The organism is Streptomyces albidoflavus, from assembly GCF_000719955.1.
Lineage (GTDB): Bacteria > Actinomycetota > Actinomycetes > Streptomycetales > Streptomycetaceae > Streptomyces > Streptomyces albidoflavus.
Genome location: NZ_JOII01000040.1, coordinates 12,605 through 25,225, shown reverse-complemented (window position 1 = coordinate 25,225; position 12,621 = coordinate 12,605). Strand labels below are relative to the sequence as shown.

Sequence of the window (12,621 nt, the reverse complement as noted above, 5' to 3'; positions counted from 1 at the left end):
CACGACGGCGAGGACCGATGGCACAGACGCAGCGCGCTCAGGGCCCGTCCGACCCCGAGGCGACTGGCGGCGACATGTCGGACTCCCATGACGCGCCGGAACTGTGGGGCAACGGCGGTCTCGTTGGCGACGGCCGTTACCGGCTGACGCGCAGACTCGGCCGGGGCGGTATGGCGGAGGTCTTCGCGGCCGAGGACGTCCGGCTCGGCCGGACCGTCGCTGTGAAGCTGCTCCGCTCGGACCTGGCGGAGGACCCCGTCTCCAAGGCGCGCTTCACGCGTGAGGCGCAGTCGGTCGCGGGCCTCAACCACCACGCGGTGGTCGCGGTCTACGACTCGGGCGAGGACCGGGTCGGCAACAGCACCGTCCCCTACATCGTGATGGAGATCGTCGAGGGCCACACCATCCGCGACCTGCTGGTCAACGCGGAGGCGCCCGGCCCGGAGCAGGCGCTCATCATCGTCTCCGGTGTCCTGGAGGCGCTCGCCTACAGCCACCAGCACGGCATCGTCCACCGCGACATCAAGCCGGCCAACGTCATCATCACCCACGCCGGCGCCGTCAAGGTCATGGACTTCGGCATCGCCCGCGCCCTGCACGGCGCCCAGTCGACGATGACGCAGACCGGCATGGTGATGGGCACCCCCCAGTACCTCTCCCCGGAGCAGGCGCTCGGCAAGGCCGTCGACCACCGCTCGGACCTCTACGCCACCGGCTGCCTCCTCTACGAGCTGCTGGCGCTGCGGCCCCCGTTCACCGGCGAGACGCCGCTCTCGGTGGTCTACCAGCACGTCCAGGACCAGGCGGTCCCGCCCTCCGAGGTCTCCGACGCGGCGCCGCCGGAGCTGGACGGCCTGGTCATGCGCTCCCTCGCCAAGGACCCGGACGACCGGTTCCAGAGCGCCGAGGAGATGCGCGGCCTGGTCCAGTACGGCCTCCAGATGCTCCAGCAGCAGGGCGGCCACACCCGGACCTGGAACACCGGCCCCGTCGACCTGCACGAGGGCGGCCACACCCCGGCCATGGGCGTCGGCGGCATGGGCGGCCACGGTGGCCTCCCCCACCCCGACCCGGGCACGATGCAGCAGCCGATGATCCGGCAGCCGGGCGTGCACGACGGCGGCTACGAGGGCGGCGGCCGGCCCGGCGGGTCCGGGCGCGGCCGGATGTGGCTGATCGCGGTGCTCGCGGTGCTGGCCATCGTCGGCGGCGTGGCCTTCGCCATGAACGGGCTCAACGACGACGAGGGCAACAAGCCCCCGGTGAAGCCCTCCCCCAGCTCCACCAAGGATTCCTCCTCGCCGTCCGCCTCGCCCTCCGACGAGGAGACCGACGGGGAGACCGCGCCGGGCGACACCGGCGGCAACCAGCAGCCGTACCCGCCGGAGCAGACCGGCGACTCGGGCTGGTCGAACGAGCAGCCCACCGAGAACACCCCGGAGTCCCCGGCCAACCCGACGCCGACGGACGAGCAGCCCTCGCAGACCGAGGAGCCGCCGCCGACCGAGGAGGAGCCGCCTCCGACGACTGAGGAGCCGCCGGGTGAGGACTCGCCGCCGGCGGAGGGCGAGACCACCGGCGGTCCGTGAGCCCGCGGGCTCCGTACCCGCCCCGCTCCCGCAGCACGCGACACCGACGGGCCCCTGTTCATCACGACCGGGGGCCCGTCCGCGTACCGCCGCCGTGCGGCGCTACTCCCCGCGTTCCGCGTGCATCCGGGCCACGTAGGCGGCCGCCTGGGAGCGGCGCTCCATGCCGAGCTTGGCGAGGAGGGCGGAGACGTAGTTCTTGATGGTCTTCTCGGCGAGGTGGAGGCGCTCGCCGATGGCGCGGTTGGTCAGGCCCTCGCCGATCAGGTCGAGGATGCGGCGTTCCTGCTCGGTGAGGCCGCTGAGGCGGTCGTCGTCCCCGGGGGTGCCGTGGCCGCGCAGCCGCTCCAGAACGCGGGCGGTGGCGGCCGGGTCGAGGAGGGAGTGGCCGGCGGCGACCTGGCGGACGGCGTCGAGGAGGTCGGCGCCGCGGATGGCCTTCAGGACGTAGCCGGAGGCGCCCGCCATGATCGCGTCGAAGAGGGCTTCGTCGTCGGCGTACGAGGTGAGCATCAGGCACTTGACCGACTCGTCCCGCGAGCGGACCTCGCGGCAGACCTCCACCCCGCTGCCGTCCGGCAGCCGTACGTCCAGGACGGCGACGTCAGGGCGGGTGGCGGGGATGCGGGTCAGGGCCTCGGCGGCGGTGCCCGCCTCGCCGACGACCTCGATGTCGTCCTCGGCCGACAGCATCTCGTGCACGCCCCGGCGCACCATCTCGTGGTCGTCGAGCAGGAATACAGTGATTTTTCCGTTTTCACGCACGGACGGAGTCTCGCACGCGAAGTCTTCCCGCACCCGGGGTGACCGGGATAACGTGCCGGTGTTCCGGCACCCTGCGAGGCTGTGACCTGGAGCTGCGCGCCGCTTTCCGGATTTACTTGGACTTCCGAGGAAAATCGCAGGTCAGGTAGGGTTTCGCGGATTTGTGCAGCACTGGGTAACGTGCATGTCACAGGCGTTCGCCGGGGCACCTGTCACGCCTTGTTCCCGGGCTCGCACCCACCCCGTGCGCGAACGGGGACGGGCGAGCCTCCCCCCGTCATCGACGAGGGGGCACCAGGCTCCCGGTGGACCCCGGGGGCCGGACCGACGGAGGAGCACACGTGACCGTGGAGAGCAGTGCCGCGCGAGGGACGCGCCGCGGCGGGACCGAGACCGGCGGCGACGCCGGGCGGACCGCCCGGGCAGCCGAGTCCCCGAAGCCCGCCAAGCGGGCGACGGCGAAGGCGCCCGCCAAGACCGCTGCCAAGGCCCCCGCCCGGAAGGCCCCGGCCAAGCGGACCCCCGCCAAGGCCACGAAGGCCGCGAAGACGGCGAAGACCGCCGGGCAGGCCGGCCCCGCGGCGCCCGCCACCCCCGCCGAGCCGCAGCTCGTGCAGCTGCTGACGCCCGAGGGCAAGCGGGTCGCCGACGCCGAGTACGACCCGTACGTCGCCGACATCACGCCCGAGGAGCTGCGCGGCCTCTACCGCGACATGGTCCTCACCCGGCGCTTCGACGCGGAGGCCACCTCGCTCCAGCGCCAGGGCGAGCTGGGCCTGTGGGCCTCGCTGCTCGGCCAGGAGGCGGCGCAGATCGGCTCGGGCCGGGCGACCCGCGAGGACGACTGGGTCTTCCCGACCTACCGGGAGCACGGCGTGGCCTGGTGCCGGGGCGTCGACCCGGCCAACCTGCTCGGCATGTTCCGCGGCGTCAACCACGGCGGCTGGGACCCGAACAGCAACCACTTCCAGCTCTACACGATCGTCATCGGCTCCCAGACGCTGCACGCCACCGGGTACGCCATGGGCATCACCAAGGACGGCGCGGACTCCGCCGTCATCGCCTACTTCGGTGACGGCGCCTCCTCGCAGGGCGACGTGAACGAGGCGTTCACCTTCTCCGCGGTCTACAACGCACCGGTCGTCTTCTTCTGCCAGAACAACCAGTGGGCCATCTCCGAGCCCACCGAGAAGCAGACCCGCGTACCGCTCTACCAGCGCGCCAGCGGCTTCGGCTTCCCCGGCGTCCGCGTCGACGGCAACGACGTCCTCGCCTGCCTCGCCGTGACCAAGGCGGCGCTGGCCCGCGCCCGGCGGGGCGAGGGCCCGACGCTGGTCGAGGCGTTCACCTACCGGATGGGCGCCCACACCACCTCCGACGACCCGACCCGCTACCGCTCCGACGACGAGCGGGAGTCGTGGGAGGCCCGCGACCCGATCCAGCGGCTCCGCGCCCACCTGGAGGCCGAGGGCCACGCCGACGAGGCGTTCTTCACGGCGCTGGAGGAGGAGAGCGAGACGCTCGGCCGCCGCGTACGGGAGGCGGTACGGGCGATGCCCGACCCCGACCCGATGGCGATGTTCGAGCACACCTACGCGGACGGGCACGCCCTCGTGGACGAGGAGCGGGCCGAGTTCGCGGCGTACCAGGCGTCGTTCGAGGACGCCGACGTGACCGGGAAGGCGAACTGATCATGGCCACGGAGAAGCTCGCGCTCGCCCGCGCCCTCAACGAATCGCTGCGCACCGCCCTGGAGAGCGACCCGAAGGTCCTCATCATGGGCGAGGACGTCGGCAAACTCGGCGGTGTCTTCCGCGTCACCGACGGTCTGCAGAAGGACTTCGGCGAGGACCGGGTGATCGACACCCCGCTCGCCGAGTCCGGCATCGTCGGCACCGCGATCGGCCTGGCCCTGCGCGGCTACCGGCCGGTCGTGGAGATCCAGTTCGACGGCTTCGTCTTCCCCGCGTACGACCAGATCGTCACGCAGCTCGCCAAGATGCACGCCCGTTCGCTGGGCACGGTGAAGCTGCCGATCGTCATCCGCATCCCCTACGGCGGCGGCATCGGCGCCGTGGAGCACCACAGCGAGTCCCCGGAGGCGCTGTTCGCGCACGTCCCCGGCCTCAAGGTGGTCTCCCCGGCCAACGCGGCCGACGGCTACTGGATGCTCCAGCAGGCCATCCAGAGCGACGACCCGGTGATCTTCTTCGAGCCGAAGCGCCGTTACTGGGACAAGGCCGAGGTCGACCGCGAGGCGATCCCCGCCCCGCTGCACGGCGCCCAGGTGGCCCGTGCGGGCACCGATCTGACGCTGGCCGCCTACGGCCCGATGGTGAAGGTCTGCCTGGCGGCGGCCGACGCCGCCGCCGAGGAGGGCAAGTCGGTGGAGGTGCTGGACCTGCGGTCGATGTCGCCGGTCGACTTCGACGCGATCCAGCGCTCGGTGGAGCGCACCCGCAGGCTGGTCGTGGTCCACGAGGCCCCGGTCTTCCTGGGGACGGGGGCGGAGATCGCCGCCCGCATCACCGAGCGGTGCTTCTACCATCTGGAGGCGCCCGTGCTGCGGGTCGGCGGCTACCACGCGCCGTACCCGCCGGCGCGGATCGAGGAGGAGTACCTTCCGGGCCTCGACCGGGTGCTCGACGCCGTCGACCGCTCGCTGGCGTTCTGAGGGAGAGGGACGTGACGACGATGACGGAATCCGCCCAGGCGGTACGCGAGTTCAAGATGCCCGACGTGGGCGAGGGCCTCACCGAGGCCGAGATCCTCAAGTGGTACGTCCAGCCGGGCGACACGGTCACCGACGGCCAGGTCGTCTGCGAGGTGGAGACGGCCAAGGCGGCGGTGGAGCTGCCGATCCCCTTCGACGGGACGGTGCGCGAGCTGCGCTTCACCGAGGGCACCACGGTCGACGTCGGCCAGGTGATCATCTCGGTGGCCACCGGCGGCGGCGGGGCTCCGGCCCCGGAGCCTGAGGCGGCCCCCGCCGAGGCCCCCGCGGCCGAGGCGGAGAGCGCCGAGCCCCAGGGCCGCCAGCCGGTCCTGGTCGGCTACGGCGTCTCCGAGTCCTCCACCAAGCGCCGGGCCCGCCGCCCGGCCGAACAGGCCCCGGCCGCCCAGGCACCGGCTCCCGAGGCGCCCGCCCCGGCTCCGGCGCCCGCCCCGGCCGCCCCCGTGGCCAACGGCACCCCGGTCTCCGGCGCCGACCGGCCGCTGGCCAAGCCGCCGGTGCGCAAGCTGGCCAAGGACCTCGGGGTCGACCTGGCCACCGTGGTGCCGACCGGCGAGGGCGGCGTGGTCACCCGGGAGGACGTCCACGCGGCGGCCGCCCCGCAGGCCCCCGCCGAGCCCGCCCCGGCCCCGCAGGCTGCTCCGGCTCCCCAGGCCGCCGCCCCCGCCCCGGACGCCCGCGAGACGCGCATCCCGGTCAAGGGCGTACGGAAGGCCACGGCCCAGGCGATGGTCGGCTCGGCGTTCACCGCGCCGCACGTCACCGAGTTCGTCACGGTGGACGTGACGCGCACGATGAAGCTGGTCGAGAAGATGAAGGCCGACAAGGACCTGGCCGGGGTGCGGGTCAACCCGCTCCTCATGGTGGCCCGCGCCCTGCTGGTCGCCATCCGCCGCAACCCGGACGTCAACGCCGCCTGGGACGAGGCCAACCAGGAGATCGTGCGCAAGCACTACGTGAACCTGGGCATCGCCGCCGCCACCCCGCGCGGCCTGATCGTCCCGAACATCAAGGACGCCCAGGCCAAGACCCTGCCGGAACTGGCCTCCGCCCTCGGTGAGCTGGTCTCCACGGCCCGCGAGGGCCGTACCTCCCCGGCGGACATGCAGGGCGGCACGGTGACCATCACCAACGTCGGCGTCTTCGGCGTCGACACCGGTACGCCCATCCTCAACCCGGGGGAGTCCGCCATCCTCGCCTTCGGCGCGGTGAAGTGGCAGCCCTGGGTCCACAAGGGCAAGGTCAAGCCCCGCCAGGTCACCACCCTGGCGCTCTCCTTCGACCACCGCCTGGTCGACGGCGAGCTGGGCTCCAAGGTCCTCGCCGACGTGGCAGCGGTCCTGGAACACCCCAAGCGGCTGCTGACCTGGACCTGAGTCACCGGCGGCAGCACCGCCTGAACGCCTGGAGGGGCGCCCGCACTTCGCGGGCGCCCCTCGTGGTTTCACGTGAAACATCGGGCGGTTGAGGAGGGTTTCACGTGAAACATCGCCATGTTTCACGTGAAACGTCACTGACGCCTCGTCGCAGAAGCGCCCTGTTGCCTCAGTCCTGCTGTGCGCCCTGCGGCAGCGGCTTCACCTTGAGGGTGCTCGTGGTCTTCTTGCCGAAGCCGTAGTCGAGCATCTTGCCGGCGTCCGCGTACCGGTTGCTGTCGTTGAGGATGACCCCGACGAGCGACTTGCCGTTCTTGGTCGCGGAGAAGATCAGGCACGGCCCGGCGGCGGTCCCGGTCCCGGTCTTGGCCCCGGTGGCGCCCTTGTAGGAGCCGAGCAGCTTGTTGGTGTTGTACCAGGTGTAGGTGCGGGTCCCGCCGCCCTTCGCGGTCGCCTTCTGCTTGGTGGAGGCGGCCTTCACCACGGTCTTGAAGGTGCTGTTCTTCATGGCGTGCCGGGCCAGCTTGGCCAGGTCGCGCGGGGTCGAGTAGTTGTTGCCGGCCTTGGAGATGCCGTCGAAGGAGTCGAACTTGGTGTTCGTCATCCCCAGCGACTTGGCCTTGGCGTTCATCTTGGAGATGAACGACTTGGTGCGGGCGGAGACGGTGGAGCCGCTGCCGAAGGTGTCGGCCAGGGCGTAGGCGGCGTCGCAGCCGGAGGGCAGCATCGTCCCGTAGAGCAGCTGGCGGACGGTCAGCTTGTCGCCGGTGCGCAGGTCGGCGGTGGAGGCGCCGTTCTTGGTGACGTAGTCACGGTAGGTCTGCTTGACCGTGACCTTCTTGTCCAGATTGACGCCCTTGGTGTCGAGGACGACGGCGACGGCCATGGTCTTGGTGGTGCTGGCCATCTGCCGCTTGGTGTCGGCGCTCTTGCTGAAGACCGTTTTCCCGCTGGAGGCGTCCATCAGGAAGGCGCCCTTGGCGCTGACCTTGGGCGCCGCGGTGGCCGAGGCGGCCGCGGCGGGGCTGACGAGGGGGCCGGCGGCCAGGACGGCGCCGGTGGTGAGGAGGACGGCGGCCGCGCGGCGACCGCCCGAAATGCCGAAAGTCACAGGGGAAGCTCCGAGTTCGCGTTCCTTGCCCGGGATCTCCCTGGATTCCGGACGCGCAGAGCAGACTCTCGAACGAGGTGAAGGGTTGTACAGCCAAGGGCCGCCCGAGCCGCGGGAGGCAGGGGTTCTGTCCGGTGCCGCACGGGCCGGTCACGGGGAACCCGCAGGTGGGGCCTGGTGTCCTCGCGTGCCCCTCGCACATGTGACCAAAGTCATCGTCCACATCGCGGGAAGGCCCGACGGCCCGCTGATGGTGTACGCGTCATGTATCTATCCTGTGTGCATGCCTTCAGCACCCCCCGCCGCCGCTGCCGAGAAGAAGCCGCCCGCCGCCGACCGCGTCTACCGGCACGTGAAGCAGGCCGTCTTGGACCGCAGCTACGCGGGCGGCACCCTCCTCACCGAAGGCGGCCTCGCCGAGGCTGTGGGGGTCTCCCGCACCCCGGTCCGCGAGGCACTGCTGAAGCTGGAGGTCGAGGGGCTGCTGAAGCTCTACCCGAAGAAGGGCGCCCTGGTCCTGCCGGTCTCCGCCCAGGAGATCGCCGACGTGGTCGAGACCCGGCTGCTGGTCGAGGAGCACGCCGCCCGCCGGGCCGTCCCCGCCCCCGCCGCCCTCATCACCCGCCTGGAACGGCTCCTCGCCGAGCAGCGTGAACTCGCCGAGGCCGGCGACCTCGCCGCCGTCTCCGACAAGGACCGCTCCTTCCACGCGGAGATCGTCCGCAACGCGGGCAACCAGATCCTCTCCCGCCTCTACGACCAGCTCCGCGACCGCCAGTTGCGGATGGGCGTCGCCGTCATGGAGGCCCACCCCGGCCGGATCGCCGCCAACCTCAACGAGCACGCCGAACTGCTGGAGGCGATCCGCTCCGGCGACGCCGAGGCCGCCGCCGCCTGCGTCCGCAGCCACGTCGGCCGCGTCCGCGAGCTGATCCGGGGGGAGGACCGGTGACCAGCTCGACCCCCACCCCGTCCGGCGCCGCCGGCTCCCCGGACGACTCCCCCGGCCCCGGCCTGCGCCCGCTCGACCCGCCCGGCGGCCGCCGCGCGGTCCTCGTCTGGTCGGCCGGCGTCTCCGTCTACTTCGTCGCGATCATCTTCCGCACCTCGCTCGGCGTCGCCGGACTCGACGCCGCCGACCGGTTCGAGATCAACGCCTCCGCCCTGTCGACCTTCTCCATCCTCCAGCTGCTGGTCTACGCCGGCATGCAGATACCCGTCGGCCTGATGGTCGACCGGCTCGGCACCAAGCGCGTCCTCACCTTCGGCGTCATCCTCTTCACCCTCGGCCAGCTCGGCTTCGCCTTCTTCCCGCACTACGGCATGGCACTGGTCTCCCGCGCCCTGCTCGGCTGCGGCGACGCGATGACCTTCATCTCCGTGCTGCGGCTGGGCTCCCGCTGGTTCCCCGCCCGGCGCGGTCCGCTCGTCGGGCAGCTCGCCGGACTGGTGGGCATGGCCGGCAACCTCGTCTCCACCCTGGTCCTCGCCCGGCTGCTGCACGGCATCGGCTGGGAGGCGGCCTTCGGCGGCAGCGCCCTCCTCGGCCTCCTGGTCCTCGCCGTGATGCTGGTCTTCCTCAAGGACCACCCCGAGGGCCACGCCCCGCCGCCCGTTCCCAAGGAGCACCGCGGCGCCGCCTTCGTCCGCCACCAGATCGCCCGCAGCTGGTCCGAACCCGGCACCCGGCTCGGCATGTGGACGCACTTCACCACGCAGTTCCCCGCCATGGTCTACCTGCTGCTCTGGGGGCTGCCCTACCTCGTCGAGGCGCAGAGCATGACTCGCGCCGAGGCCGGCGAACTCCTCACCCTCGTCGTCCTCTCCAACATGGTGATCGGCCTCGTCTACGGCCAGCTGATCGCCCGTAACCACCGGGCCCGCAGCGTCATCGTGCTGGGCACCATCCTCGCCACCGCCGTCTGCTGGGCCGCCGTGCTCAGTTGGCCCGGCACCGCCCCGGCCTGGCTGCTGTTGGTGCACGCGCTGGTGCTCGGCGCCTGCGGGCCCGCCTCGATGGTCGGCTTCGACTTCGCCCGGCCGGCCAACCCGTCCGAGCGGCAGGGCACCGCCTCCGGCATCGTCAACATGGGCGGCTTCACCGCCTCCATGACCTCGCTGCTCGCCATCGGCATCCTGCTCGACCTCACCGGCGACAACTACCGGGTCGCCTTCTGCGCCCTCTTCGTCCTTCAGGCGCTCGGCACCGCGCAGATCCTCCGGCTGCGCCGCGCCGCCCTGCGCCGCGAGAGCGAACGCCTGGTCGCCAGCCGCGTCGAGACCGTCCACGTCCCCGCCTGACGGGTACACCGTCGACACCGACGGCACCGACGAAAGGCCCCGGCCCCGGTGCGAACCGGGACCGGGGCCTCAACGCGTACACGCCGCCCGTGACCTGACGGTCCGCTACGGCGTCACCGCGAAGTTGTCCAGGATCGCCTGGGCCAGCTCCGCGTCACCCTCGGTCTTCACCCGGTCCCCGACGGCCTGGTGCCGCACCCGCCCGGCCGCCAGCCTGATGTACGTCTCCCAGTCCAGGCTCAGCGTGACCGCCGGGCCGAGCGAGGGCGAGCCGTCGACCGAGCCGCGTCCCTCGGCGTCGACCCGTACCGTCCGCAGGAACTCCACCGGGCCCTGCACGTCCACGACGACGGCGGTGCCGGGAGGCGCGCCCGCCTCGCGGGCCACCACCTTGGCGAGGCCCGCCAGCAGCATGTCGCGGGTGATGAGCGCGCCGGGCGAGTCGAGGTTGCCGGGCTGTCCGAGCGCCGTCCGCAGGTCCTGCTCGTGGAGCCAGACGTCGAAGGCCCGCAGCCGCATGGCCGCTTCGAGGGTCGTCTCGGTGCCCAGCGGGCCGCGCAGCGCCGCCGAGGGCTCACGCGTCTCGTTCCGCAGCTGGCGCGAGCGCCGGATGATCGTGTACTCCAGCTCCGCCGTCATCTCCGGCCCGGTGTGGTGGCGCCGGACGTCCACCTGCATCTCCATGTACCGCTGGATGTCCGTCCGTACGTGGTACAGGTCCCGCGGCAGGGTGTGGATCGGCCGCGGATCGCCGAGCATCTCGCAGTCCTGCCCTATGACATGGGAGACCACGTCGCGCACCGACCAGGCCGGGCAGGGCGTGGCGAGGTTCCACTGCGCCTCGGGGAGGGGCTGGACCAGCTCCAATATCGCTTCGACGGAGTGGGTCCAGGCATCGGCGTAGGACTGAAGGCTGGGATGGAGACTCACGTGATCCCTCGGGCGAGTGGTGCGCGGGCGGTCGGATGGCGGCGGGTACGGGCGAACGGCGGTGCGAGCGGCCCGTACGGTCGTACGGGACCTCTCCGTACGCGCATCGTACGGACCACCGGTCCCCGGTCGCTTCGGACCAGGGCAGTCGGGCAACGGGCAGCGGGCGGGCGGACGGCTGACGGCTGGCTGACATCGTGCGGGCGGCGGACGGGCGGGCGGCGTCTGCTCAGGACGAGGGGCGGGCATGCCGGGTGATCGGTCCCCTCCGACGCGCCCCTTCGTGGAACAGCACAGTACGCTGCCCCATGGCACCCCGGCAGTGCTTTCGTGTGACGATCGTAGGCCCGTGTTGACGGCCCGAATGCCAGGACGGTGGTAGTGTGCGCGCCTCGCTCATCCAGATCTGTGTGGACCCGGCCGAATCGGTGGACGCCCGCAGGGACCGCGCGGTCGGCCTGATCCGCGAGCGATCCGGCTCCGACCTGGTCGTCCTCCCCGAACTCTGGACCACCGGCGCCTTCGCCTTCGACCAGTTCGGCGAGCACGCCGAGGAGTTGCGCGGCCCCACCTTCCTCGCCCTCTCCGAGGCCGCCCGCGACGCCGGGGTCTGGCTGCACGGCGGGTCCATCCCGGAGCACGACTCCGAGGGCCGCCTCTACAACACCTCGCTGGTCTTCGCCCCCGACGGCACCCTCGCCGCCTCCTACCGCAAGATCCACCGCTTCGGCTTCGACCAGGGCGAGGCCGTCCTGATGGGCGCCGGCGACCGCCTGGTCACCGTCGACCTGCCCGAGACCACCCTCGGCCTCGCCACCTGCTACGACCTGCGTTTCCCCGAGCAGTTCCGCAGCCTGGTCGACGCGGGCGCCGAGACCATGGTGGTCCCCGCCGGCTGGCCCGCCCGCCGTGCCGCCCACTGGTCCCTGCTCGCCCGCGCCCGCGCCGTCGAGAACCAGGCGTACGTCCTGGCCTGCGGCACCGCCGGCACCCACGCCGGGACCGAACAGGCGGGCCGCTCCGTCGTCGTCGACCCCTGGGGCGAGGTGCTGGCCGAGGCGGGCACGGACGAGGAGATCCTCACCGTCGACTTCGACCCGTCGACGGTCGCCGCCACCCGCGACCGCTTCCCGGCCCTGAAGGACCGCCGGCTGGGCCTGGCCGAGCCGAAGGAGCCGCGGCCGTAGCGCTGCGACGGCCGCAGCACTGCGGCAGGGGCGGCGAGGGGGGACGGGGTCTCAGTCGTCCCGTTCCTTCTCGGCCAGCGTGATCACGCAGACCGCGATGGCGATGACCAGCGCCGGGTCCATGTCGTCCCGGACGACGTCGACGCCGTAGGTGTCCCGCACGGTCAGCCAGCGCCGCGAGATCTGCGCCAGCAGCTCCCCGTCGTACTCGACCGCGAACTCCCGGTCGAGGATGCGCCCGCTGACGTCCAGTTCGGTCCCGTCGACCATGGAGACCCGGAAGTGGTTCCGCAACAGCGAGAGCCGCTTCCGCTTCACGGTGGCGAGCTTCTCGTCGCCCCGCTCGATCACCATCGTGTCCCGCAGACTCACCAGCTTCTGCCGGATGTCGACGAGCACCCGCCCGTCCACATCCTTCAACTCGAAGGTGTCCCGCAGCCGCATGGCCTTGCCGTCGACCAGATAGACCTTCCGCCCGTCGGCATCCTCGATCCAGTAGTCGTCGCCGACCCCGAAGATCCGTTCACGCACTTGGAATCTCATGGGGGTCAGGTTCCCGCTGGGGGCGGGGGAATGCGCGGGCGGCGCGCGGGGAGGCGGCGGAGTCCGCCGCAGCGCCTCCCGGTGT

11 protein-coding genes are annotated in these 12,621 nt (G+C 72.1%); 7 read left to right on the top strand and 4 right to left on the bottom strand.

What is annotated here, in order from left to right:
- Positions 1-17: 17 nt before the first annotated feature.
- Positions 18-1,589 carry a protein kinase domain-containing protein gene (locus IF45_RS0127715; RefSeq protein WP_003949313.1) on the top strand — a complete coding sequence of 524 codons (1,572 nt, stop codon included), beginning with the start codon at positions 18-20 and terminating at the stop codon, positions 1,587-1,589.
- A gap of 102 nt (positions 1,590-1,691) precedes the next feature.
- On the opposite strand, the gene IF45_RS0127710 is transcribed toward IF45_RS0127715, so the two are convergent.
- Positions 1,692-2,354, bottom strand: coding sequence for a response regulator (locus IF45_RS0127710; RefSeq protein ID WP_003949312.1), 663 nt, complete (start codon positions 2,352-2,354; stop codon positions 1,692-1,694).
- Positions 2,355-2,695: 341 nt separating this feature from the next.
- On the opposite strand from IF45_RS0127710, the gene pdhA reads away from it, so the two are divergent.
- From pdhA to IF45_RS34315, 3 genes are read left to right on the top strand one after another with little or no spacing between them, the layout of a single operon-like run.
- On the top strand, positions 2,696-4,045 hold the full coding sequence (gene pdhA / locus IF45_RS0127705; RefSeq protein ID WP_030310176.1) for a pyruvate dehydrogenase (acetyl-transferring) E1 component subunit alpha: 1,350 nt from the start codon (positions 2,696-2,698) through the stop codon (positions 4,043-4,045).
- Between the two features lie 2 nt (positions 4,046-4,047).
- Entirely contained in the window at positions 4,048-5,028 is a 981-nt protein-coding gene (locus tag IF45_RS0127700; RefSeq protein WP_003949310.1) for an alpha-ketoacid dehydrogenase subunit beta, read from the top strand.
- A 20-nt stretch (positions 5,029-5,048) separates the two neighbouring features.
- Positions 5,049-6,464, top strand: coding sequence for a dihydrolipoamide acetyltransferase family protein (locus IF45_RS34315; RefSeq protein ID WP_030310174.1), 1,416 nt, complete (start codon positions 5,049-5,051; stop codon positions 6,462-6,464).
- A gap of 169 nt (positions 6,465-6,633) precedes the next feature.
- On the opposite strand, the gene IF45_RS0127690 is transcribed toward IF45_RS34315, so the two are convergent.
- Entirely contained in the window at positions 6,634-7,575 is a 942-nt protein-coding gene (locus tag IF45_RS0127690) for a D-alanyl-D-alanine carboxypeptidase family protein (protein ID WP_018470213.1), read from the bottom strand.
- A gap of 283 nt (positions 7,576-7,858) precedes the next feature.
- Here IF45_RS0127690 and IF45_RS0127685 point away from each other — a divergent pair, with 283 nt between their 5' ends.
- On the top strand, positions 7,859-8,527 hold the full coding sequence (locus tag IF45_RS0127685; protein WP_003949307.1) for a GntR family transcriptional regulator: 669 nt from the start codon (positions 7,859-7,861) through the stop codon (positions 8,525-8,527).
- On the top strand, positions 8,524-9,876 hold the full coding sequence (locus tag IF45_RS0127680) for an MFS transporter (RefSeq protein WP_003949306.1): 1,353 nt from the start codon (positions 8,524-8,526) through the stop codon (positions 9,874-9,876). Before IF45_RS0127685 ends, IF45_RS0127680 begins: the two co-directional genes overlap by 4 nt.
- A 105-nt stretch (positions 9,877-9,981) precedes the next feature.
- Here IF45_RS0127680 and IF45_RS0127675 read toward each other — a convergent pair whose 3' ends face one another.
- Positions 9,982-10,806: a maleylpyruvate isomerase family mycothiol-dependent enzyme gene (locus tag IF45_RS0127675; RefSeq protein ID WP_030310172.1), complete on the bottom strand. Its 825-nt coding sequence runs from the start codon at positions 10,804-10,806 to the stop codon at positions 9,982-9,984.
- A gap of 383 nt (positions 10,807-11,189) precedes the next feature.
- On the opposite strand from IF45_RS0127675, the gene IF45_RS0127670 reads away from it, so the two are divergent.
- Complete coding sequence (locus IF45_RS0127670; protein WP_030310170.1) at positions 11,190-11,993, top strand: carbon-nitrogen family hydrolase; 804 nt, start codon at positions 11,190-11,192, stop codon at positions 11,991-11,993.
- A 51-nt stretch (positions 11,994-12,044) separates the two neighbouring features.
- On the opposite strand, the gene IF45_RS0127665 is transcribed toward IF45_RS0127670, so the two are convergent.
- Complete coding sequence (locus IF45_RS0127665; protein WP_003949303.1) at positions 12,045-12,536, bottom strand: LURP-one-related/scramblase family protein; 492 nt, start codon at positions 12,534-12,536, stop codon at positions 12,045-12,047.
- Between the last annotated feature and the right edge of the window lie 85 nt (positions 12,537-12,621).

Coding starts and splice junctions, on each gene's coding strand:
- IF45_RS34315 (WP_030310174.1), top strand. CDS start 5,049: ATGACGGAATCCGCCCAGGCGGTACGCGAGTTCAAGATGCCCGACGTG.
- IF45_RS0127665 (WP_003949303.1), bottom strand. CDS start 12,536: ATGAGATTCCAAGTGCGTGAACGGATCTTCGGGGTCGGCGACGACTAC.
- IF45_RS0127715 (WP_003949313.1), top strand. CDS start 18: ATGGCACAGACGCAGCGCGCTCAGGGCCCGTCCGACCCCGAGGCGACT.
- IF45_RS0127700 (WP_003949310.1), top strand. CDS start 4,048: ATGGCCACGGAGAAGCTCGCGCTCGCCCGCGCCCTCAACGAATCGCTG.
- IF45_RS0127685 (WP_003949307.1), top strand. CDS start 7,859: ATGCCTTCAGCACCCCCCGCCGCCGCTGCCGAGAAGAAGCCGCCCGCC.